Annotated in this window: 18 protein-coding genes and 1 CRISPR repeat array; of the genes, 8 read left to right on the top strand and 10 right to left on the bottom strand. The window is 68.9% G+C overall.

Annotation, left to right across the window (positions count from 1 at the left end):
* Positions 1–47: 47 nt before the first annotated feature.
* From cas5 to cas2, 5 genes are read left to right on the top strand one after another with little or no spacing between them, the layout of a single operon-like run.
* On the top strand, positions 48–722 hold the full coding sequence (cas5, locus tag ABGB06_RS23720) for a CRISPR-associated protein Cas5 (protein WP_347592659.1): 675 nt from the start codon (positions 48–50) through the stop codon (positions 720–722).
* A complete protein-coding gene (cas3, locus tag ABGB06_RS23715; RefSeq protein WP_347592657.1) occupies positions 719–3,151 on the top strand; it encodes a CRISPR-associated helicase Cas3' in 2,433 nt (810 codons plus the stop codon). The genes cas5 and cas3 overlap by 4 nt, the downstream gene beginning before the upstream one ends.
* The gene (locus ABGB06_RS23710; protein WP_347592655.1) at positions 3,148–3,645 is read left to right on the top strand and encodes a CRISPR-associated protein Cas4; all 498 of its coding nucleotides are present in this window, start codon (positions 3,148–3,150) and stop codon (positions 3,643–3,645) included. Before cas3 ends, ABGB06_RS23710 begins: the two co-directional genes overlap by 4 nt.
* Before the next feature lies 1 nt (position 3,646).
* Entirely contained in the window at positions 3,647–4,627 is a 981-nt protein-coding gene (gene cas1, locus ABGB06_RS23705; RefSeq protein ID WP_347592653.1) for a CRISPR-associated endonuclease Cas1, read from the top strand.
* 6 nt (positions 4,628–4,633) lie between these two features.
* On the top strand, positions 4,634–4,897 hold the full coding sequence (gene cas2, locus ABGB06_RS23700) for a CRISPR-associated endonuclease Cas2 (protein WP_347592651.1): 264 nt from the start codon (positions 4,634–4,636) through the stop codon (positions 4,895–4,897).
* Between the two features lie 123 nt (positions 4,898–5,020).
* A CRISPR array of direct repeats spans positions 5,021–6,783; the repeat unit is 30 nt; unit sequence GTCCTCATCGCCCCTACCAGGGGTAGCAAC.
* An 89-nt stretch (positions 6,784–6,872) separates the two neighbouring features.
* Here cas2 and ABGB06_RS23695 read toward each other — a convergent pair.
* From ABGB06_RS23695 to ABGB06_RS23665, 7 genes are all read right to left on the bottom strand, one after another.
* A complete protein-coding gene (locus tag ABGB06_RS23695; RefSeq protein WP_347592649.1) occupies positions 6,873–7,616 on the bottom strand; it encodes a hypothetical protein in 744 nt (247 codons plus the stop codon).
* On the bottom strand, positions 7,613–8,650 hold the full coding sequence (locus tag ABGB06_RS23690; RefSeq protein ID WP_347592647.1) for a hypothetical protein: 1,038 nt from the start codon (positions 8,648–8,650) through the stop codon (positions 7,613–7,615). The genes ABGB06_RS23695 and ABGB06_RS23690 overlap by 4 nt, the downstream gene beginning before the upstream one ends.
* Positions 8,651–8,692: 42 nt before the next feature.
* Positions 8,693–9,868 carry a hypothetical protein gene (locus ABGB06_RS23685; protein ID WP_347592645.1) on the bottom strand — a complete coding sequence of 392 codons (1,176 nt, stop codon included), beginning with the start codon at positions 9,866–9,868 and terminating at the stop codon, positions 8,693–8,695.
* Complete coding sequence (locus tag ABGB06_RS23680; protein WP_347592643.1) at positions 9,760–10,275, bottom strand: hypothetical protein; 516 nt, start codon at positions 10,273–10,275, stop codon at positions 9,760–9,762. The genes ABGB06_RS23685 and ABGB06_RS23680 overlap by 109 nt, the downstream gene beginning before the upstream one ends.
* Positions 10,276–10,464: 189 nt before the next feature.
* Entirely contained in the window at positions 10,465–11,040 is a 576-nt protein-coding gene (locus ABGB06_RS23675) for a hypothetical protein (protein ID WP_347592641.1), read from the bottom strand.
* A gap of 23 nt (positions 11,041–11,063) precedes the next feature.
* Positions 11,064–11,348, bottom strand: coding sequence for a hypothetical protein (locus tag ABGB06_RS23670; protein ID WP_347592639.1), 285 nt, complete (start codon positions 11,346–11,348; stop codon positions 11,064–11,066).
* Positions 11,349–11,418: 70 nt separating this feature from the next.
* Entirely contained in the window at positions 11,419–11,781 is a 363-nt protein-coding gene (locus tag ABGB06_RS23665) for a hypothetical protein (protein WP_347592637.1), read from the bottom strand.
* Between the two features lie 300 nt (positions 11,782–12,081).
* Between ABGB06_RS23665 and ABGB06_RS23660 the strand changes: the two genes are divergently transcribed.
* Positions 12,082–14,463, top strand: a complete 2,382-nt coding sequence (locus tag ABGB06_RS23660) for a UvrD-helicase domain-containing protein (protein WP_347592635.1) — start codon at positions 12,082–12,084, stop codon at positions 14,461–14,463.
* A 443-nt stretch (positions 14,464–14,906) separates the two neighbouring features.
* On the opposite strand, the gene ABGB06_RS23655 is transcribed toward ABGB06_RS23660, so the two are convergent.
* The 3 genes from ABGB06_RS23655 to ABGB06_RS23645 form a co-directional block, all read right to left on the bottom strand.
* Positions 14,907–16,145 (bottom strand): IS701 family transposase, encoded by a 1,239-nt coding sequence (locus ABGB06_RS23655; RefSeq protein WP_347592633.1) that lies wholly within the window; start codon positions 16,143–16,145, stop codon positions 14,907–14,909.
* A 146-nt stretch (positions 16,146–16,291) separates the two neighbouring features.
* Complete coding sequence (locus ABGB06_RS23650) at positions 16,292–17,224, bottom strand: aminoglycoside phosphotransferase family protein (protein ID WP_347592631.1); 933 nt, start codon at positions 17,222–17,224, stop codon at positions 16,292–16,294.
* 224 nt (positions 17,225–17,448) lie between these two features.
* Complete coding sequence (locus tag ABGB06_RS23645) at positions 17,449–17,910, bottom strand: hypothetical protein (protein ID WP_347592629.1); 462 nt, start codon at positions 17,908–17,910, stop codon at positions 17,449–17,451.
* Between the two features lie 294 nt (positions 17,911–18,204).
* On the opposite strand from ABGB06_RS23645, the gene mobF reads away from it, so the two are divergent.
* Together mobF and ABGB06_RS23635 are read left to right on the top strand one after the other, a co-directional pair.
* Positions 18,205–21,723 carry a MobF family relaxase gene (mobF, locus tag ABGB06_RS23640; protein WP_347592627.1) on the top strand — a complete coding sequence of 1,173 codons (3,519 nt, stop codon included), beginning with the start codon at positions 18,205–18,207 and terminating at the stop codon, positions 21,721–21,723.
* A 15-nt stretch (positions 21,724–21,738) separates the two neighbouring features.
* On the top strand, positions 21,739–22,032 hold the full coding sequence (locus ABGB06_RS23635) for a hypothetical protein (protein WP_347592625.1): 294 nt from the start codon (positions 21,739–21,741) through the stop codon (positions 22,030–22,032).
* The last annotated feature ends 391 nt before the right edge of the window (positions 22,033–22,423 follow it).

Here is a 22,423-nt window from a genome sequence, read left to right as displayed (position 1 = left end):
CGCTCCACCACCCGCCATCGCCCATGTCAGCCGTGAGGTAAGACGTCATGACTCAGGCACTGGAGCTGACCGTCACGGCCCCCGTGGTCAGCTTCCGCAACCCGCTCTACGCCGGCATGCAGGTCGGACTGCCCTGCCCGCCGCCCTCCACCGTCGGTGGCATGCTCGCGGCCGCCGCGGGCGGATGGGATCACGTCCCGACGCACACCCGCTTCGCCGCGACCTTCCACGCCGCCGGTACGGGGGTGGACCTCGAGACGTACCACCCCCTCGGCGACCCCGGCACGCCCACGAACACCACGATCAAGGACCGCGAGTTCCTCGCGCGCGTCACGCTCCGGGTCTGGCTCCTGGACGACCTCGACCTGTGGCAGAAGGCCCTGCGCCGACCCGTCTGGCCGCTGAAACTGGGGCGCAGCCAGGACCTCGTCTCGGTCGTCACCCGCCTGGTGACCCTGCAGCAGTCGCCGGGCACCCAGGGACGGGCCATCGTTCCTGACAACGTCCCGGGCGCCACAGGCACGCCGATGCGTCTGACGACCGCCGTGTCACTGGACCGAGAACGGGTCAGGTGGGACGGCTACTGCTACGCCGCCTCGGGCTCGCCGGCGCTCATCGACACGGGATGGTCCACCGACAGCGGCCAGGCTGTCGCGCTGCTCCCTTCCGTCCACCCACACCAGTTGGCCATTCCAGCCGGAGGAGCAAGGACCAACTCATGAACGACCTGCGGGCGAAGGGCTCCCCGAAGAGGGGCGAGGCCGGTGAGCTGCTCACCAGCCATCTGCTGAACACGCTGCGCGCCCTGCGGAGCATCCGATCGAGGATCGGTGCCATTCCCGGGGTGCCGGCGGAGTTCTGGACCTGGGCCGCCCTGGCAGCTCTGCTGCACGACACCGGCAAGATACCGGCGGGCTTCCAGCGGATGATCGGCAACACCGACGAGCCGAGCACCCCCTGGGGCGAGCGTCACGAGGTCCTCTCGCTCGGCTTCGTCGAGCTGCTGCTGGCGAGGCTGCCGGCCGAGGGCCGCCTGTGGGTCGCCAGTGCCGTCGCCGCGCACCACCGCCCCTTTACGTGCGGGCCCGAGCCCTCTGCCAAGACGCCCATCTTCAACCTCTACGGAGCCGACGAGCCCACGCACTTCCACGCCAGATTCACCCCCGCCGACCAAGCAGCCCTCAGCGACCTCCTGATGTGGCTGCATGAGACCGCGCGACGCTCCGACCTGCCGTGCGACGACCGATCCGACACCAGCGTTGAGGGCCTCGTCGCCGCCGCCCACCGGCTGTTCCAGGACCTTCACGATCGCTGGAACAAGATGCTGCGGCCGAATGACCCGGACGGCCGCACGGCGGTGCTGCTCCAGGGCGTCGTCACCATGGCCGACCACCTCTCCTCCGCCCAGGCGTCCCTGCACAGCCGCCACCCGCTGACACCCGACTACCCGACCGAGCTTGCCCAACGACTCGCCGCCGACGGTCACGCGCTCCGCCCCCAGCAAACGAACGCGGCCGAGACCAACGGTCACCTCCTGCTCCGCTCCTGGACCGGCAGCGGAAAGACGGAGGGCGCCCTGCTCTGGGCAACCAGGCAGATCGCCGAACTGTCACGCACCACAGGCGGGACGCCCCGTCTCTTTTATCTCCTCCCCTACCTCGCGAGCATCAACGCGATGGTGAAGCGCCTCGGCAAGGAGCTGCGGGCTCCCGATGACATCGGCGTCGCCCACGCCCACGCTGCCTCCTTCCACCTGGACCGCTCCCTCGCCGACGAATGCTCCGACGAGGGCCTCGTGGCCGACGCCGACCGGTCCGTGAAGGCAGCAGCAAAGGCCCGCTCCCGGGCGAAGGCCACCAAGAACTTCCGCGAACTGCTCCGCGTCGGCACCCCGTATCAGCTTCTCCGCGGTGCCCTCGCCGGGCCCGTCCACTCCAGCGTCCTCGCCGACAGCGCGAACTCCGTTCTGGTCCTGGACGAGCTCCACGCCTACGATGCCCACCGCCTCGGCATGATCCTCGCGATGATGCGCTTCTGGGCGGAGCTCGGCGGCCGGGTGGCCGTCATGTCCGCGACCTTCCCCACCACGCTGAAGACGTTGGTCCGCAACGCACTGAAAGGCACTGGGCCCGTCGCCGAGGTGGAGCCACCGACGGGGACGCCCCCTCCGGCCCGCCACCGCCTGAGCACCCGCGAGGCCCACCTGACCGACCCGGCCTCCCTCCACGAGATCGAGACCCAGCTCGCCGCCGGCCGTTCCGTCCTTGTCGTGGCCAACAACGTCCGCGACGCGATCGACCTCTACGAGCCGCTTGCTCGCCGCTGCGCCGACCTGCACGGTCCAGGGTCGGCGTTCCTGTTGCACTCCCGCTTCCGCCGGATGGACCGCGACACCATCGAGCGCGGTATCCAGGGGCGCTTCGGCAAGGACGCCGAACGCCGCCTCCCCGGACTACTGGTGGGCACCCAGGCCGTCGAGGTCTCGTTGGACCTGGACTTCGACCTGTGTCACACCTCGGCGGCAGACCTTGAGGCGCTCCTGCAACGTTTCGGCCGCGTCAACCGCTACGCCCATCGCCCTCCCGCACCGGTCGTCGTCCACCAGCCCACCTACACGAAGCGCCGAGGCAGCGCAGACACCCTGTGGGCGGACGGCATCTACCCGGCCGAGCCCACCGAATACGCGTGGAAGAAACTCACCCAGCACGACGGGCACATCGTTGACGAGCGCACCGCCACCACCTGGCTCGACGAGATCTACGAGAAGACCGACTGGGGCCAGCAGTGGCGAAAGGACGTCGAAGGGCACCGCGAACGCTTCGACCGCGGCTTTCTCACCTTCCGCCAGCCCTTCGACGACCGCTCCTCACTCGCCGAGGAGTTCGACGCCATGTTCGAGGGCACGGAGGCCGTTCTCCTCCAGGACCTCGAGGCGTACAAGGAGGCTCTGGACACGGGGGACGACAAAGGCGCCAGCCGCCTGCTGTCCGAGCAGTACCTGGTCCCGCTGCCGCACTGGGGCGGCAGGCTCACCCAGTGGGAGAAGAACCTCCGCGTCCGGGTCATCGACGGCGACTATGACGAGACGCTCGGCCTGCAAGCCGTACGCAACGCCCCGGCCAGCGCGTACCAGCGGGGGGCAGTGCTGTGATCTCCTACGAGGACGTCGGCGGCGTCCACATCAAGTACCTCCATCACTGCCACCGTCAGCTGTGGCTCTACCTCCGCGGCATCCGTCCCGAGCACCTCAGCTCCACCGTGCAACTCGGCGAGGCGGTCCACGACACCTCCTACTCCCGACACAGTCCCGTGGACCTGGGAGCGGCCCGTCTCGACTTCATCGACGGCGAGCGCTGGGTGCACGAGGTCAAGTCATCCGCGCGCCCCGGCGACGCCGACCGGGCACAGGCCTACCACTACTGCCACCAGCTGCACCGCTTCGGCATCGACGTCGAGGGAGCGATCCTCCACTACCCCGCGACGCGCCGCACCCAGCGTTTTCCGTACACCGCCGAGGCCGCGGCTCAGGCCGAGACCGACATCGCCCAGGTGCTCGCCGTCGCCTCGGCCCCCGCCTCACCGGACCGCCTGCCCCGCAGCCGGTGCCGAGGATGCAGCTTCACCGACTACTGCTGGACGGAATGACATGCCCGCCGCCGCCCGCACCTACTGGCTCACCAGTCCCTGCCGGATCCGCCGCAAGGACGAATCCCTGGTCATCGAACGCGAGACCGGCGACAAGGTCCACATCCCCGTCACCGACGTGCGGGACATCGTCGCCTGCGCCGAGACCGACATCAACACGGCCGTCGTCTCCCTGCTGAACCGCCACCGCAACAGCGTCCACCTGCTGAGCTACTACGGTGACTACGCCGGATCCCTACTCACGTCCGACATCAGCACCTCCGGATCCACCGTCCTGGCCCAGGCGGCCCTCGCCCAGAACCCGTTAGCCAGCATGGACATCGCGCGCAGCATCGTGAACGCCTGCGCCTTCAACGTCCGCCGCGTCATCGACCGCCAGCTGCTCGCCAGCCCCTACGCCACGCTCCAGTCGACCATCCAGGAAGTCACAACGCCTTCCCATCTGATGGGCGCCGAAGGCACCTTCCGACGCTCCGCCTGGGAGGTCATCGACACCAAGCTCCCCGACTGGCTCCAGCTCAACGGCCGCAGCCGTCGCCCTCCCCGCAACGCCGGCAACGCCTTCGTCAGCTACGTCAACGGCATCACCTACGCGCGCGTCCTCACCGCGGTGCGGCTCACTCCTCTCCACAGCGGCATCGCCTTCCTCCACAGCAGCCTCGAACGCCAACGCCACTCCCTGGTCCTGGACCTGGCCGAGATGTTCAAGCCGCTCTTCGCGGAGCGCATCCTGCTGCGCATGGCCAACCGCAAGCAGCTCAAGCACCACCACTTCGACCAGGACACCAACCACGCCATGCTCAGCGACGCCGGCCGCAAGCTTGTCGTCCAAACGGTCCGCGACGAATTCGCCGTCGCTGTCTCCCACCGCGCCCTCGGCCGCCCGGTCGCCTACGACGAACTCCTCTACCTCGACGCCCTGGCGCTCACCCGCCGCTGCCTGGAAGGCGCCCCGTACAAGCCCTTCCGCATCTGGTGGTAGCCGCCCATGCACGTCATCGTCGTCTACGACACCGCCGCCGAACGCAACTCCAAGATCCTGCGCACCTGCCGCAAGTACCTTCACCACGTCCAACGCAGCGTCTTCGAAGGCCAACTCACCGACGCCCAACTCCGCCGCTTCAAGACCAGCGTCGAAGCCGTCCTCGACCTCACCTACGACAACGTCCTCGTCTACACCTTCCCGCCAGGCGCCACGCCCGTCCGCCACGAGTGGGGTGCCACCGAGCCGGCCCCGACCGACGTTCTCTGAGCCCCACCCGCGGCCCCAGATTTCAGCAACACCCCGGCCTCAACGACACGACCGACGGTCCGCTGCAAAACCCCGCTCAGGCGCCCGACCAACTTTGGCGGCCACCTGCGCCTTTACCGTGGGGTCCTCATCGCCCCTACCAGGGGTAGCAACCACGGTGACAAGGTGACTGGGCATGTGGAGCGCGCGGGTCCTCATCGCCCCTACCAGGGGTAGCAACAAGACGAGCCCGGCCGCGCCCGTGTGCGCGAGCAGGTCCTCATCGCCCCTACCAGGGGTAGCAACGTGATGCTGCCGCCCACCGACGACGGGCCCGGCCGTCCTCATCGCCCCTACCAGGGGTAGCAACTTCGACGACGTGATGAAGATGCTGTGCCAGCTCCCGGGTCCTCATCGCCCCTACCAGGGGTAGCAACACGTCTGGCGGCGGGGCGTGCCGCTGGGCAGGAACCGGTCCTCATCGCCCCTACCAGGGGTAGCAACCGGGAGGGGGTTCGGGGCGCTTCTGCGGGCGCTGAGAGTCCTCATCGCCCCTACCAGGGGTAGCAACCTGACGCCGCCGATGGCCTTGCCCCGGCGCCGGGCGGGTCCTCATCGCCCCTACCAGGGGTAGCAACGGGACGCCGACGGTGACGGCCGCCCCGACGATCTTCCAGTCCTCATCGCCCCTACCAGGGGTAGCAACGTTGATCTGCTGAACCGGGCACTGGTTATGGTGGTGGTCCTCATCGCCCCTACCAGGGGTAGCAACAGGATGTGTGGCTGTCCTTTCACTGGAGTCTTGCCGGTCCTCATCGCCCCTACCAGGGGTAGCAACCCGCGGCTGGGGGCGAGCCGTGAGGGGAGCCGGACAGGTCCTCATCGCCCCTACCAGGGGTAGCAACGCCGCGACCCGGGCGTGTATAGCTGGATTGTGGATGTCCTCATCGCCCCTACCAGGGGTAGCAACACGTAGGCCCAGGTCTGCATCCCGTTCGCCTTGGCCCAGTCCTCATCGCCCCTACCAGGGGTAGCAACGGGTTGCGGATGAACATCGCCAGGCCGTGCCGGATGGTCCTCATCGCCCCTACCAGGGGTAGCAACAACCGCATCCCGAACCGCTCCGCCAGCAACGCCCGGAGTCCTCATCGCCCCTACCAGGGGTAGCAACACCAGGCGGTCCTGGTGGCCGGACTTGCGGGCGGCGTCCTCATCGCCCCTACCAGGGGTAGCAACAACGCCGGCTGGGGCGTCCGGTCAGCCCGGACGCCGGTCCTCATCGCCCCTACCAGGGGTAGCAACACATCGCCGCCCAGCGCGACCCCGACGTCATCGCCGCGTCCTCATCGCCCCTACCAGGGGTAGCAACGCCACGAGCCGCGCGGGCCGTTGCTCGTTCGGGTCGAGTCCTCATCGCCCCTACCAGGGGTAGCAACCTTCAACGGGTGCTGAACGACGACGCCCCGGCCCCACGGTCCTCATCGCCCCTACCAGGGGTAGCAACAAGCGGCGCGCGATCTCGCCCAGAGTCGGCTAATCCAAGTCCTCATCGCCCCCTACCAGGGGTAGCAACGATCACGACGTGGCCTCCGTGTCGTCGCCGGACAGGTCCTCATCGCCCCCGCCAGGGGTAGCAACGTGGCGTACGCCTGGATACCCCGCTCGACCTGGTCCGGTCCTCGCCGCCCCTACGGGGGGGGGTAGCAACATGTCGATCGGCTCCTCCCGCTCTGAGTTGAGAGCGGGTCCTCATCGCCCCCGCCAGGGGTAGCAACGTGATCCGCAGGACGTCGCCGACGTCCAGCGCGGTCGTCCTCATCGCCCCTACCAGAGGGTCGCAACATCTGGCCCAGGTGTGGACGCGGGGTTGCGGGTCGGTCCTCATCGCCCTAATAGGGGTAACAACGCTTCCGTGTGCACCCACGTCATGGCGGCCACGTCCAGCTCTCATCGCCGTGGACTGATTGACGACGCGACCGGCCGGCGGCCGGAGTGGTCAGAGATTCCTGTGGATCAGCCAGAGCAGGGCCGCGGCCACTCGCTGGTCGCACCAGTCATCGGTGATCTCCAGGACGGCTCGCAGTCCGCGGTAGCGCAGCACCGTACGGCGACCGGTGGCGCGCAGGCGCATGCTCGCGGGTGGGTCGAACCAGTCTCCGAAGATGATGAACGGCGCCAGGGGGATCATCGGCAGGCCCCAGATGAGCCACCACGGGCGGCGGCCCTGCTTGCCGGAGGCGGTACCGTTCTCGTGGTCGTTCAGGTGCAGGCTCCAGGACGGGCGGCGGGCTCGCAGTAGCGCCCATGGGCGGTGGTTGATGGTCGCGAGGACCGCGCCGTCGACGTCGCGCACCTCGTACTCGCGCACACCGTTCTTGGAGGCCACCCTGGTCACCAACTGACCAAGACTGCGCGTCTGGTCGTCCGCCCACAGCGTGCACGACCACTCCCCCCGTAGGGACCTCCGGACTCTCTCGTCTGCCCCCACGGGCAAATGTTCCTCGACCCACGCGAGCGTCAACCGGTCCGGCGCGGTGCGCTCGGCGCGGCCGCCGGTGCGCCGCTGCACGCCCTGCACGGGGGACAGGCGTGCCTTCCGTGGTGGCTCCTGATCGACTGTGGCCTGCTCCACAGCGGGTTCGGCTGCTGCCTTGTCGGGCGGGGCGCCTTGTCCGAAGGCGACCCAGATCGAGCACATGGTCGTCCCGGGTGAGGGCGGGGGGTTCTCCGGCGTCGTCACGTGGTGTCCTGCCGCTGGTGTGTTCCCAGAGTTGTCTCGAGGTCCTGGCCGTTGGGGGTCTCGCAGCCGTGTCGCTGCGCCGAGGTCGTGACGAAGGCCGCGAACGCATCGGTGAGCGCGGCGGCCCGCTCGGGCTGCTCGTCTACGTTCTCGTCGGTGAACGCGGCATAGTGTGCCCATCCCTGTCCACGGCCGCAGGCCGCGGTGGCGGCCAGGTGCGGCTGGCCCATGCCGGTGTCCTCGGCGGAAGGGCCGTAGTAGGCGAGCAGGTCGTACTCCTCCTCGTCGCCGCGCGCGCCACAGTGTTCGACCAGAGCCAGCCCGGCCGGCGTCTCGGAGACCGTCTCCACCCCCAACACGGCCGCGGTCTCGGCGCTGAGCACGTCACTGCACGTGCCGGTCGCCTCCGCGGCCGGGATGTCGGAGGTCGGCTCCTCCAGTGGCAGTGACTCGGGTACCTCTCCCGGGTGTCCGTCGCAACCCCACTCCGGACCGGCTTGTCTGGCCAGTCGCGCCGTCACCACAGCGAGTTGCTCGTCCTTCTGCGCGGCCAGTTCGTCGTCCTCCCGGGACCAGTCACCGTAGACCCTGACCATCAACGCGTCCCCGGGCTGCGTGGGACACTCCAGCAGCAACGTGGCCACTCCGACGCTGGGGTGCGCCTCGCCGGGGGCGTAGGAGCCGACCCAACCGTGCCCGAACGGCACCGTCACCCCCGGGATCCCGGAGAGATCGAGGTAGTCGGCTCCGTACTCGCCGGGACTGATCACGACGTCGAGCCGCGCGTCCTCGTCGGCCTCGGAGGTGATCGCGGCCGGCGTGACCGAGCAGCGCAGCGTCCCCGGGTGCTGGAGGGGCCCTTCGGTGACCGCGATGTGGTCGCTCTCCAGATAGGTCTTCGCCGCGGCCGCCGGCACCGTGCCGCGGCAACCCTCGCCGAGGTCATCAGCGACTGGGTCCGTGGCGCTCTCGTGCCCGGCGAGGAACGCCCCCGCCAGCGACGCGGCCATGACGAACGCGGCCCCGACCGTCATGATCCGACGGGCCCTCACCCCGACCTTCATCCCGAGCGCCCTTCAGTCGCCGTAGGCGTTGGTCGTCTCGGGCCGGTGGCCGGCCTCTGTCTCGTTCATGCGGACAGCGAGGATGCCGCCGAGCTCGTTGATCGTGGCCCAGCGCTCGGCCAGGTCGTGACTCTCGACCCGCAGCACGCCGACGTACGGCCCCTGGGCGAACAGGCTGATCGTGGCGGCGGCGCCGGAGTCCTCCTCCAGCTGGGTGTGGTCCTGGGCGCTGACTCCCATCCCGTCCTCGCCGAAGTGCGGAAGATCAGCGGGATCCAGCAGGGTGTAGTCCTCGTCGCGGGCGTCCTCGAACGGGGCGAAGAAGTCCTGCGCGGCCTGGATGGCCTGATGGGCCTGCTGCTCGGTGTCGTAGGCGAGCACCGTGAAGTCGACGCCGCGATCCTCGTCGCCGTCGTGGTCCAGACCCCAGGTGACGTGGGCCCGGAGGTTCTGACACAGCCCGGGGCTCAGTTCCGCGCAGACCTCCGCCTGGTCACCGGTCTCCGCCAGATGGCTCCCCAGGTCCCAACCCGCGAGGCCGACCGAGTCGGACGTCGGGAGGATCTCCCGCACGGTCTGGGTGGTCGGCGAGCGGGCGTTGTCAGCGGAGTCGGGTTGGGCGAGGTCCTCGGCCAGATCCCGCACCTCACCCGCGGTCGGCCGGTCCTCGTCGAGCTCGCAGCCGTGGCGTTCGGCCGAGGCCGCCACGAAGCGTTCGAACATCTCCACGAACGCCCGGGGATCCGACGGCTCAAGCCGATGCAGGCCCTCGCCGGCCTCGGCCGCGTAGTGCGCCCGGCCCTGCCCGCGACCGCAGGCCGCCGACGCGGTGGCCGGGTACGGCTCCACTCCCGGCTGCGGGGCTCTGGCGTCGTCCGCGGCCGGCCCGTAGGACGCGGTCAGGTAGTAGGTCTCGCCCTCCCCGTGAACGAGGCAGTCCTCCGACAGGGCCAGCCCGGCCGGCACCTCCGACACCGTCTCGATCCCCAGGTCCCGCGCCGCCTCGGCGCTGACCACCCCGGCACACGACCCCTCGGCCTGGTCCACCGGAGTGTCCGGGTACCCCTCCTCAGCCACGGTCACCGAGTCGGGGACCTGCCCGAGCCGGCCACCGCACGCCCATACCTGGTCAGCCGCCCGCGCCAGTCGCGCCGCGACCACGGCCAGCTGCTCGTGCTTCTGCGCCACCAGCTCGTGATCGTCCGGATCCCAACCCCCGACACCAGCACCATCAGCCCGCCGCCGGGCTGCTCGGGACACTCCAACAGCAACGTCGCCACGCCCGCGTTCGTGCTGTCCGGGCCGTAGGTACCCACCCAGCCATGCCCGAACGGCGCCGTCTCACTCCCGCTGATCGACTGGGGCACGAGGTACTCCCCCGCGTCCTCGGTCGAGCTGATCACCACGCTGACACTGGCGTGCTTCTCCTCGGCGGAGGTGATCGCGGCCGGCCGTATGTCGCACCGCACCACGTCCGAGCCGCGCCCATCCGCTTCCTCGGGCACCTCCACGGAGATGTGGTCGCTCTCCAGGAACGTCTTCACCGCGGCCGTCGGCACCGTGTCGCCGCACCCCTCACCCAGCTCATCGCCCACCGGATCGGGAGCCAGCACACGCCCCGTCAGGAAACTCGCGCCTAACGCCAGCAGAGCCACTGCTCCGCCGATCCCCGCCCTGATGCTCCGACGCACCACCACGCCACCCCCATGCTCGACACCGCCAGCCCCAACCCCGAGTCACCGTACCAACACCGAACGTTCCTTCGCCCAGATATGGAGGCCCGACTACGTCCCCAGCGGGGCCAGGCCCAGGTCCTCGAAGGTGAGCTGATTCTCCAGGCTCGGCCCGTCGTAGTCCTCCGGCAGCGCGGCGCACGACGAGCTCACCCGCACCGACAACCGCGTACCAGCGTTGTTCGTCACCGCGACCAGCGACACGAAGCGGTCACCCCGCTCGAGGCCGAACGATCCGGCCTGAGGGGAGGAGATGCCCTCCATGACCACGCGCCATCCGTGGTCGAGCAGGGCATCACGCCCCTCCCGCAGCACGTCGTGGACCGGCTCGCCACCCATGTCCATCTCCCAGGAGAAGTCCAGGTCGAACACCCCGGGCTCGGATCCTCCGTCAATCGCCTGTCCTCCCCGCTCTGGGCATGAGCTGGGATCGACAAGGCCGTGGACCGGCTCGGTCCCCTCCACCGCCGTGTACACCGTCTGGGACGTCGCCCTCAACTCGCCTGCGGTCGCACGCGGATCGCCCACCGGGTAGGGCGGCCCGTGCCACCAGGCGCGCACCCAGAGCACCGCCAGCACGACCAGAACCACGTCGACGACCACGATGACGCCCACGATGACGCCCACGACCTTCCACCAGCCGCGGTTCGTCATCCCCGCGCGCTCCGGTCAGTGACCGCCCCCAGGGTGCGGGCTCCGGTCTCGACGTCCTTGTCCGTGGGGGATGAGAACCACACAGCGAGGCCGATGGCCAGCAGCGCACCAACGACCAGGCACATGCGGCTGAGCACGCAGTGCGCCTCACCCGGCGGCTCCACCCCCGGATGGGAGTCCGCCCAATGCCGCGCGAGCGACCAGAGTCTGCGCTGGTCCACACAGGCCAGCAGCGCACAGACCGCCCCCAGCACCAACATCCACAACGGAACCGACGTCATACGAACCACCCCCGGGACGACTGAGTGACTAACGAAACGATCACCTTCCGAAGAACTCCCTTCGCTCTGCTCAGCTCGGGAGCGGCAGGTTCCGGATCAACACCGTCGGCAGCAGCAGGAGCACGAACTGGAGCACGGCCAGAGGCCGACGCAAAACACGCCTGCCGTCATCGAAGTCGGGCAACAGGGCACACAACACGAGGGCCACCGCCAGCGACCCCAGCCCTGACCACTCCACCCACGGCATCACACGGTCAAGCGCGGCCTCGTAGTCCTCATCGCCACTCGCGGTTGCCATCTCCGCGCCGTAGACATGCATCAGGGCGAAGAAGAGCAGCGGTGGCGTAGCCCACAACGCCGCGACGATCCACCCCCGGCCGGGCAACGACGGGGACTGCGCGGGTGGTGCGTTCGACACCGTCGCATCGCTCATGGACCCAGCCAACCGAACCGCGCACAGACCACGTATCCGTACAACTACCTATCCGCTACCCAGTCCGGCGCCGGCGGTGACGGCCCCGTAGACAGCGACCGGCGAGACCGTCCGAGGGGCGAACGACTCCCGCGGTGGCTCGATCGGCGTCGGCGTTCAGGCACCTGTCCGTCGCGGCATGGCTGATTTCCTTCGCTCCAACGTAGCGGCTGGTCAGATGGTATTGACGGTCAGTGATCCGGCAGGCAGCCTCGACGGTCGCGGTACGTGGGGCCGCGTACGGGGAGGGCAGTGCGGGCCATGGAGCCGACCGAGGAACAGCGGGCAGCACGAGACGTGTTCGCGTCGGGCCGGGATCTGGCCCTGATCGCGGGGGCCGGCACGGGGAAGACGTCCACGTTGATCCTCATGGGCGCCGTGACACGGAAGAGCGGCCTGTACATCGCGTTCAACCGCTCCATCGCGGACGACGCCCGCCGCCGCTTCGACGGCAACGTCGACTGCCGCACCGCGCACTCGCTGGCGTTCTCCGCCGTCGGGCACGCCTACCGGGATCGGGTGAACGCCTCCACCCGTATCCCCGCCAAGGAGACAGCACGACTGCTGGACATCCCCCGGGACCTGGAGATCGACTCCCGCCGCATCACCCGCGGCCACCAGGCCCGGCTGGTGATGGGCATGGTCCGGCGCTTCTGCACCACCAGCGACCGCCAGGTGATGGCCCGCCACATGGAGCGGATCAACGGGCTGAGCCCGGCCGCGCAGGGCTTCCTCTCCCGAGCGCTACTGCCCTACGCCGAGAAGGCGTGGGAGGACATCTGCTCCCGTGACGGCAGCCTGCGGTTCGAGCACGACCACTACATGAAGATGTGGGCGCTGACCGAGCCCGTCCTCCCGGCCGACTTCGTCCTGCTGGACGAGGCCCAGGACACCAACCCCGTTCTGGAGGAGGTCTTCCTCGCCCAACCCGCGCAACGTGTCTGCGTCGGAGACCCGGCCCAGCAGATCTACGGCTGGCGCAACGCCCGCGACGTGATGACCGGCTTCCCCGCCGAACACCTCCACCTCACCCAGTCCTTCCGCTTCGGCCCCCGGATCGCCGAGGTGGCCAACCGCTGGCTCCACCACGCCGACTCCGACATGCGCCTGACCGGCTGCGGCCCCACCGACTCCCGGGTCGGTCCGGCGGCCAACGCGGACGCCGTACTGTGCCGCGGCAACGCCGACGCGATGGGGGAGGTCCTGCGCTTCCTCGACGACGGCGTTCCCGTGGCACTGACCGGTGGGGGCGCATCCCTGCAACGCATCGCCACCGCGGCGCAGGAGCTGAAGTCCGGCGGACGCACCAGCCACCCCGAACTGTTCCTGTTCACCTCCTGGGACGACGTCCAGGAGTACGTGGAACACGACACGGCGGGCCAGGACCTCAAGGCCATCGTCAAGCTGGTCGACACCTACGGCTCCGAGACCATCATCCGCGCCGTGGACCGCCTGTCCGACGAGCGCAGCGCCAAGGTCACCGTCTCCACCGCCCACAAGGCCAAGGGTCGCGAGTGGGCCAGCATCCGCATCGGGAAGGGTTTCTCCGCCCCCTCGGTCGACGACGACGGGGTCCAGCGCCCGCTCAGGGCGGACGAGGCCCGCCTGATCTACGTGGCCGTCACTCGGGCCCAGCGCCACCTCGATCCGGCCGGCATCACCTGGGTCGAGGATTACGAGAAGGCCACCGCCCCCACCGGCGCCGACGGCACCGTAGCGGGGCAACCCATGATCACGATGAGTCTCACCCGCCAACTGCGCTACGCCGTCTCACCCGTCTCCCGGTTCATGGCCGAGCACCTACCCAACAGTTCTGCCGTGGTGCGCGACTACCTCCGCCGCATCGAGGCGCTGCCCCACCCGATCCAGCCCATCGACGTGCAGTACCCGAACTGGTCCGCCCTGGGCCACGCCATCGACTACCGACTACGCCTGTCCCTCGGCAGCCCGCTGGGGGTAGCCGTGCAGCACGGCATAACGGCCCTCGGCAGCCCGACACCACTGCGAGGAGCACCCGCCCCAGCAGTCCGCACCACGCTGCACGCCGCAGGACAGGACCTGCTGGAACGCGTGAACACCGCCCTGGCCCATCCGGGCCTCTTCGACGAGGAGAGCCTCGCCCGGCTGTGCTTCGTCGCCGCCTTCTACGAGGACGTCTACCGCACCGGCACGGTCCGCCGCTTCAACCTCCTCACAGACGCGACCCCCGGCACCACGCTCGCCGACCTCCTCACGGCCGTGCCCGCCTACGCCGTCGAGGACATCACCCGCCAGACACAACTCGCCGAAGAGCCCTTCGCCGCCTTCCGTGCCCTCCCCCGACGCGCGCGAACGTGCGGCCCGGAGTTCACCGGCAGCACCGACATCGGCGGCGCCGACGCGGACTTCATCCTCGACGGCCTCCTCCTCGACTGCAAAGCCACCGTCCACCCCCGCCGCCTGGGCCGCGAAGAGGTCTACCAACTCGCCGGCTACCTCCTGCTGGACTACGACGACCACCACGGCATCGACCACGTCGGCCTGTACCTCTCACGACAGGCCGCACTGATCACGTGGAGCGTCAACGACTTCCTCAGCCGACTCGGCACAACAAAACCCCTGCCAGCACTTCGCCAGCGGCTCAGGCACCACCTCACCCATTAGGCCAGACCGGGCCCGCAAATGACGTCTACAGGATCGTTGAGGGACTGCGTTCCTATCCATCGAGATACTGTCCGCATCTCCTGAACATCAGCAGCCGTGAGGAGCACAAGAGTGTCGCATGGCAGGTTCGAAGCACGGGTCGAAGAACTGGGGCCCGAGTGGATCGGCAGGGCAGTCGAGGTAGACAGTCCGGGCGGAAGCCGAGTTGGGTTCCGTTTGGAAAGATACGAGAGAGCCATGCGCGATGGCGAGCCGCGGTGGATTCTCTTCAGTAGTGACCACCCATGGAGGACGGAACTCAGCACCCGAGCCACGCTTCGGTGGGCGCCGCAGCGAAACGACTCGGTCCGTATCCCTGCACGCGTATCAAACCCGGTATCCGATCCGGAAACTGCAGCACCGCAGGAAGCTCCGCTTAATACTCCAGCTGTACATCGCGATCTTCATGTCTGGGATGCGGCTTGTCGCCGGTAATGGCTGGTGAGGGATCGCTGCTGATGGAGCCGCCGCCAGTGCGACCAGTCGAGCCGGTAGGCCATGTCGTGGCGAGGCTGGACGGCGACCGTGATGAACAGGCGCTGGATCTCGTTGCAGGACAGCGGGACCAGGCCGTCCGGGATGGGGCTGCGGGCGTGTTCGTCGGCACGGACTACCGCGAGGAAGGCGTGGGCGAGCATCGCGAGGGTGACCCAGCGGGTCCAAGAGCGGTAGCGGCGGACCTGGTGCTCGTCGAGTCCCGCCAGCCCCTTCTCGGCCTGGAAGGTCTCTTCCACACGCCACCTCGAGCCAGCGGTCTTGACCAGCACAATCAGCGGGACTGGCTCGGTGGAGTGGCAGCGGTAATAGGCGAGTTCACCGGTGGTGCGGCTGCGGCGGATCAGGAGCTGGTGGTTGCCCGGCGTCGGGGCGACGAGATCGACGACGGCCCAGTCGTAGAACCGTTGTCCTTTCGCCCCGCGTCCGGCCGAGAGCTTCTGCCAGGCACGCTTCGGCACCTTCTTCACCAGGGAATCGGCGCGGAACCTCCCTGCACCCGTGGCCATTTCGGCCGAGCAGGCCACGGCAAGGACATAGCCGATGCCGCCCTCCTCCAGCGCCGCACGCAGTCTCGGGTTGCCGCCGTAGACCTCGTCACCCGTGACCCAGTCGACGCGGTGTCCGGCATCCCAGAACCGTTCGATCATTCTGAGGGCCAGGTCAGGCTTGGTCGCGAAGACGGTGTCTTCGCCGAGCCCCGCCGCCCGGCAGCGATCCGGATCACCCGTCCAAGAGCGCGGAATGTACAACTCTCGGTCCACCGCCGCGTGTCCCCGAGCACCGGCGTAGACGAGGTAGACCGCGACCTGGGAGTTCTCGATCCGTCCGGCTGTGCCGGTGTACTGGCGCTGGACCCCGACGGTGTGGATGCCCTTCTTCACGTCGCCGGTCTCGTCGACGACGAGCACCGCGGCTTCGTCGTGGAGGTGCTCGACGACGTATTCGCGCACGTCGTCGCGGACGGCGTCGGCATCCCAGGACACCCGGCACAGTAGATGCTGCATGCCGTGCGGGCTGGCCTCCCCGGCCCACTCCGCGATCGTCCAGCAGTTCTTGCGGGGCAGATCCGACAGCAGGCCCAGTACCAGCCGCCCGGCCCGCAGGCGGGGTTCGTATCGGGCGAACCGGCCCGCGATGCGGCCCATGGCCGCTGCGAACGCCTCCCGCCACCGGGCAGGATTTATGCTGTGACCTGCGGCCACCATCTCATCGTCAGTCCACACAGCTCACGATGATCAACGGTGGCCGCACTCGTCCACCCACCGGACTCCCCGGCCAGCACCATCAGGCTCTACGAGCGTTCGGTGAGCAACTCCGCCAGGCGGTCGGCGAATTCGGTGAGCCAGTCCAGCCGTGGTCCGCTGCGAGCGATACGAAAACCGTGGCGTCGGCCCCAGAACGCAGCCTGGACGGCATGGAACTGGGCCCACCGCTGGACGCGTTCACGGTCGAGTTCCGCGGCCTCGGCGAAGACGTCCAAGACGCGGTGGACAGCCTTGCGCAGGTCATCCGCTTCGAGGAGCGTCAGCGCGCGGGACTTCAGCAGCGTGCCGCCGTCGTAGGCGGGATCTCCCACGTACCCCTTGGGGTCGACAGCCAGCCACGGCTCTCGGCCAGCACGCAGGATGTTCCGTGCATGAAAGTCGCCATGGATGAGGGTATCCGGCTGGGCCCGACCCAGCTGCCGAACGGTCGCCACGGCGGCATCCAGAACCTGACGCGGCAGCGCATGCGTCAGCTCCTCGGCGTCCTTGCACAGCTGCTCCTCCCAAGCATCGGCCTGCTCACGCAGCCGGGGCAGGCCGGGCGGTGCGGGGATGGCCAGGCGGCGATTGAGCCGCCCGGCGACCGTCACCACCTCGTCGCCGTCCTCGACCTCCGCCAGGGTCGACGGCTGAACCCGCTCCAACAACATCGCGAACCGCTCGTCGTCGCGCTCATGCAGCAGGACGGCACCGCACCCGCCCCACGCAACGAACGCATCCGGCTCATGGACGTTGCCGGGATGCGGAAACGACACCTTCAGCACGGCGCTCTCCTCAGCCCGCCGCCGTACCGGAACGATGACGCCAACGCCCCCGTGCATGACCTCGCCATCCGGCACGCACACCCAGCGCCCCAGCAACTCCTCCACGATCCCGGGCAGCTCGGCGAGCCACGCCGCCCCGGCCTCCCCCTCGCGGTCGACGGTGCTCTGTGCGAACTCCTCTGGCATCGCGATCATCCCGGCACCCTACGCGCCAGCCCGCCGCAGCCACCAAGCCCAAAGCCGGCTGCTGCCGCCGCCCGGCAGACCGCGCACTTCGAAGATCGCGATCTACAGCTGGAGTATTAACCCGCAGTCCTGGTTGGCTCCGCCGGCCGCCGCACCACAGTAAGAGAACGTGGCGAAGGCGCCGCGGTCGTCGCTCCAAACTCGGTGGTTGGGATGCCGGTCGCGGTGCCGATTCAGTCTGGCACGGCCGCGTTCCTGCCCTCGGACTCCGGCGCCTTCGTCTGCTCCCGAGTTGGCTGTGTTGGCGCCTTCTGAGACGACTCCGTGGACGGGCCAGTCGCCGGGTCGGCCCGTGCAGCGGCCTGCTCGGCCTTGGCGTCGCGCACTACCGCCTCAACGACGCCGAGGCGCTCCGTCACTGATCGAATGCCTGTGAGCTGCAGCATCTCTCTGACGATCGTGCTCATCTCGTCACCCAGCCGCCCGGTATCCCGGCGTGTCTGACCCCGAACTCTCGCGGCGTACGCATCGATCTTCTTCTCTGCCGCTGCTTCGACTTCCACCCGCTCCGCGTCCGCCTCGAACCACCGGGTGGCCAGGTCTTCGAGTAGCGCTTCGCGTTCACGAAGCTCTGCCGTGTGGGCTCGTGCCCTCTCTCTGGCTTGCACCGCTCGTGAGGCTCTACGTTTCGGCATCCATTTCTCCCAGGAGCGTGGCCGGCGCCATCTCTCGGCGCGGGGCTACAGAGGTCTCTTGTTCGGTCTTGGAGTGATGATGCCGCCTGGTCAGGCGGCCTCATGGGGTAGGCACGCCGACCAACTCCCAACTTCGGCGCGAGAACTGTCCCAATCTGTTTCATACCGTTTCGGAAGACGGCGGGCGCACGCCTTTCGCGCGCACCCGTCCCAAGCTTCCTGCGCGCCCACGGAAGAACACGCCGATCCGATCGAAGCTCTTGCATTCACAAGGCCACGAGTTAACCTCCGAGCATGATGACCATCCACAAGCTTTCCGCTGGGGATGGTTATCTCTACTACACACGTGAGATCGCCACCGGTGACGAGCTGCTTTCTGGGCATCGAGAACTGAGCGGCTTCTACTCGTCCGACGGAACTCCACCAGGGGTATGGGTGGGCTCCGGATGCGTCGAGCTCGGCGTTGAGGGAGACGTGACCGAGGCGCAGATAAGGGCTCTGTACGGGGAGGGCTTGCATCCGGACGCGGATCGCATCATCGAGCAGGCCACGGCTGGCGGGGCGAGCGCTACGGAAGCGGTGCGACGAGCGCGTCTCGGTCGGCGCTACTACCGCTACGAACAGACAGAGGGGCCACTCACGGCCCGAGTCCAGGACTCGATCCAACGCCACGAGGTCAGGAAAGGACGAGCGGCCACCGCCACCGAGCGTGAACGGCTGCGCAACGCGATCGGTGCTGTCGCCTTCCGGGAGGACTTCGGCCGAGCACCGGGGGATGGCGAGGAGCTGCGTCGTTACGTCCGCGCAAGAACCGTCTGCCGTCGCCAGGCCGTCGCCGGCTACGACCTCGTGTTCCGCAACAAGCACGCCTCGGTGCTCTGGGCGCTCACCGACGAGGAAACCGGCCTTCAGGTCCAGGCCGCGCACGAGCAGGCCATCGCTGAGACGCTCGAATGGATCGAGGAGAACGCACTCGCCACCCGCACCGGACGCGACGGGATCGCCCAGGAAGACGTCCGCGGCGGCCTCGTCGCGGCGCAGTACCGCCACTACGACAGCCGGCGCGGCGACCCGTTGCTGCACGACCACGTCGTCGTCGCCAACAAGGTGTGCGGCCTCGACGGCCGGTGGCGCAGCATCGACGGGAAGCTGCTGTACGCGATGGGCGTCGCGGCGAGCGAGCTGTACAACCAACGTGTCGTCGAGGAGTTGTGCCGCCGGCTCGGCGTCCGCGCCGAGGAGCGCGTGGTCACCCCCGGCAGGCGGCCGGTCATGGCCGTCAGCGGACTCGACGACGACCTGATCGACGCCTTCTCCAAGCGCGCGCATGACATCCGAACGGATCTGCCGAGGCTGCTGGAGGAGTACCGGCACCGGTACGGGAAGGAGCCCGAAGTCGGGGCTCGTATGGCCCTGATCGAGCAGGCCGCGCAGCGGAGCCGGCCGCGGAAGAAGAAGGCGCGGGCGCTCCAAGATCTCCGGGCAGAGTGGCGCGCGGAGGCCGTTGCCCGGTTCGGTAAGACCCGGATCGATGGCCTGCTGGAACGCGCTCGACGCGCCGCGGCCGCGGTACCCGAGCCGCGTTCGGCTGTCGCTGTGGACGTCGAAGAAGCCGCTGGTGAGGTTCTGCGGGTGGTCTCGGCCGAGCGCTCCGTGTGGGCACGACGGCACGTTATCGCGGAGGCACGGCGACAGGTCGTTCGGCTGACCAACGGCCGAGGGGCCACGAAGGGCCTCGCCGAACGTGTCATCCAGCACGTGGTCGAGCGCCTCTGTCTGGACCTCACCCCGCCTGATCCGCACCCCCCGTTCGCGCCGCTCCTTCGAGCGGACGGCACCAGCGTGCACCGACGCCGGGACTCCCAGCTCTACACCTCGAACGAGGTCCTGGCGGCCGAGGCACGCCTCGTGAACGCCGCCCGAGCCCTCGTCGTCCCCGCCCTGAGCACCACCCACTTCGCGGCACTCCCCGAACGGTATGAGGGGCCCGCACTCAGCGCCGGCGAGCTCCGCCTGGCCGAGGAGTTCGTCTGCTCCGAACGCCTGCTCTCGGTCGGGGTCGTCCCGGTCGGCTCGGGCAAGACCACCGTGCTGCGGCTGATTCGGAACGCGGTGGCCACGGGTGGCGGACGCCTCGTTCCTCTGGCTGCGTCGAGCCGCGCAGCGGAGGTCTTGGAGGGCGAGCTCAACGTCCCCGCGCACCCCATCCGAAGCTGGTTGGCAGAGCGCGACCGGATCGCCGAGAGTCATCGGGTAAAGGAAGAGTCTCGGCTCCAGCCAGGAGACGTGATCGTCGTTGACGAGGCCGGTATGGCCGGCACACTCCGCCTCGCCCGCGTCGTTGCGGAAGCGGAGGCGGCCGGCGCCCTGGTTCGCTTGATCGGCGCTCCGGCACAGCTGGGCACCGTCGCGTCCGGCCGTGCACTACGGCTCGTGGCGCACGAGGTCGGGGCCGTCGAGTTGGAGTCGCCGCACCACTTCCGCACCTCGGGCGAGGCAGGCGCCACGCTGACACTGCGCGACGGCGACCCCGACGACGCCTGGCGCTGGTATCTGGACCAGGGCCGGGTGGTCAGTGGCGGCTCAGAAGAGACGCTGGATTCACTCTTCGCGTCCTGGCAGGCCGACACCGAGGCTGGCCGACTCTCGGTGATGATGGCGGATGACACCGAACACGCCCGGTCGCTCAACGCCCGCGCCCAGACGTTCCAGCTCGTCTCCGGCCGCCTGGGTCCACCCCGCTCCGCCGCCCTTCACGACGCACAGCGCGCGACCGTCGGCGACCTCGTCATCACCCGGAAGACCGAGCGCCGGCTGCCGGTCAACGCCGGCCGCGACTTCGTCAAGAACGGCGACCAGTGGCACGTCGAGCACCTCGATCCCGACGGCAACGCCACCGTCCGGCACACCGCCCACGGCGGCCGCGTCGTACTGTCGGCGGCCTATCTGCGCCGGCACGGCCAGCTCGGCTACGCCACCACCGTCCACCACGCGCAAGGCCTGGCCGCGGATACCTCCCACGGCCTGATCACCGCCCGCACCAGCCGCGCCTCCGCCTACGCCATGGCCACCCGCGGGAGCCATTCCAACCACCTGCACATCGCGGTCGACGAGGGCCAGAGTGCGCTCGACGTTCTCGACGCCGTCACTCGCAACACCCGCGCCACTGCCCCCGGCATCGGCTCCCCACCGGACCGCCCAACCGATATCCGCGCTCGGTCCGCTCTTCAGCAACGCATCACCGATCTCGGCCGCCGCGCCCGCACATCGTCGACCACTCACGCCAGTCCTGATGGCCCGGCCGCCGACATGAGCACGGCCGCTCGCACCGCCAACGCCATCAGCACCGGCGCCTTGAACACTCTCGTTCTCAACGCGAGCGACCGCGAAGTCATCACGGCCGTCGCACAGGTCTTCGCCGACGTTGCCCTGCGCGACGCCCTCCGCCGGGAACAGTCTTCGGTCGAATGGCTACGCCAGATCCCCACACCCGACCCCGAGGACACTGAACAGCAGGACCACTGGCGGCAGCTGGTCGCCGCCCTCACGACGTGGCGCATGCTCTGCTCCGACCCGACGAACGCCCCCCTGAACGAAGGGCAGACCCAGTTCCACGCCGCCCTCGATCTCCTCCAACGCGCCCGGATCCGGGAACGTCTGGCTCAGATCCGCACGCTAAACGACGTGGGAACCATGCAGGACGCCCCGACGCCACCGCGCAAACCTCCGCCGCGAACACCCGAAACTGCTGACGAAGCGCAACGACAGCAACGCCCGAAGACGCCGGGGGACCGACGAGGCCCAAGACGTTGACCAGGAAGGTGGAAGATGCCACAGCAGGCCTTGCCCGAGGCCCTCAGCCCGGCCCAGCAGAGCCAACTCGCCACATGGCTCGCCCAGCGAAGCGCTCGCCTTGCAGCCCAGAACCAACACCCAGCTGCCGAACGCACCCTCACCGACCGCCTCGGCGACCTCGATGCCGCATTCGTCGGCACGCCCGACCAAGACAACCCCTTGGCACAGGAGAACCATGAACTGCGGCGCACCGTGGAGATCTACGAGGAGGCGATCCGACAGTTGATCAATCAACGGCTACAGCCGACTGGCCCGACGGCTCCGTAAGGGTGTCGCTATTCGGTGACGACAGCCTGGCCGGGATCCGCGCGCCGTCCGCGTACGGCGCGCTCCTCCGGGTTCACTTCGTGGGCCCGGCCACCGCGAGCTGGGCCAGCTCACCGCCGGTGGCGACTACACCTACCCCACCGACATCGCCCACTTCATGACCGACGTCCCTTTCACCGGCCCTTCGCCGACACAGGGGATTGACGGCCCGGAGACGACACGGCAGCGGTGGCCCGCCCTGGTCACCACTCGCCGCCACCCCTCCGAAGCCCAGCGAAGGAAGACCGAAGCAGGGGTGACTGGTGGGCAGCGTTCATATGTGCCGGTTCATGCATCGTTCGAGGGTCGCGTGTGATCGATTTCGGTCATTCTTGTGTCAAGAACTGGCATT

Origin of the sequence: Streptomyces sp. B6B3, assembly GCF_039871525.1 — a bacterium.
In the GTDB taxonomy this organism is placed as follows: domain Bacteria; phylum Actinomycetota; class Actinomycetes; order Streptomycetales; family Streptomycetaceae; genus Streptomyces.
The sequence above is the reverse complement of the archived record's forward strand: the minus strand, read 5'-3'. Positions and strand labels throughout refer to the sequence as shown.

Bases quoted from the DNA above. Each gene is read 5' to 3' on its own strand.
- cas5 (WP_347592659.1), top strand. From the start codon at position 48: ATGACTCAGGCACTGGAGCTGACCGTCACGGCCCCCGTGGTCAGCTTC.
- cas3 (WP_347592657.1), top strand. From the start codon at position 719: ATGAACGACCTGCGGGCGAAGGGCTCCCCGAAGAGGGGCGAGGCCGGT.
- cas1 (WP_347592653.1), top strand. From the start codon at position 3,647: ATGCCCGCCGCCGCCCGCACCTACTGGCTCACCAGTCCCTGCCGGATC.
- cas2 (WP_347592651.1), top strand. From the start codon at position 4,634: ATGCACGTCATCGTCGTCTACGACACCGCCGCCGAACGCAACTCCAAG.
- ABGB06_RS23690 (WP_347592647.1), bottom strand. From the start codon at position 8,650: ATGACGGTCGGGGCCGCGTTCGTCATGGCCGCGTCGCTGGCGGGGGCG.
- ABGB06_RS23670 (WP_347592639.1), bottom strand. From the start codon at position 11,348: ATGACGTCGGTTCCGTTGTGGATGTTGGTGCTGGGGGCGGTCTGTGCG.
- ABGB06_RS23665 (WP_347592637.1), bottom strand. From the start codon at position 11,781: ATGAGCGATGCGACGGTGTCGAACGCACCACCCGCGCAGTCCCCGTCG.
- ABGB06_RS23660 (WP_347592635.1), top strand. From the start codon at position 12,082: ATGGAGCCGACCGAGGAACAGCGGGCAGCACGAGACGTGTTCGCGTCG.
- ABGB06_RS23655 (WP_347592633.1), bottom strand. From the start codon at position 16,145: ATGGGCCGCATCGCGGGCCGGTTCGCCCGATACGAACCCCGCCTGCGG.
- ABGB06_RS23650 (WP_347592631.1), bottom strand. From the start codon at position 17,224: ATGATCGCGATGCCAGAGGAGTTCGCACAGAGCACCGTCGACCGCGAG.
- ABGB06_RS23645 (WP_347592629.1), bottom strand. From the start codon at position 17,910: ATGCCGAAACGTAGAGCCTCACGAGCGGTGCAAGCCAGAGAGAGGGCA.
- mobF (WP_347592627.1), top strand. From the start codon at position 18,205: ATGATGACCATCCACAAGCTTTCCGCTGGGGATGGTTATCTCTACTAC.
- ABGB06_RS23635 (WP_347592625.1), top strand. From the start codon at position 21,739: ATGCCACAGCAGGCCTTGCCCGAGGCCCTCAGCCCGGCCCAGCAGAGC.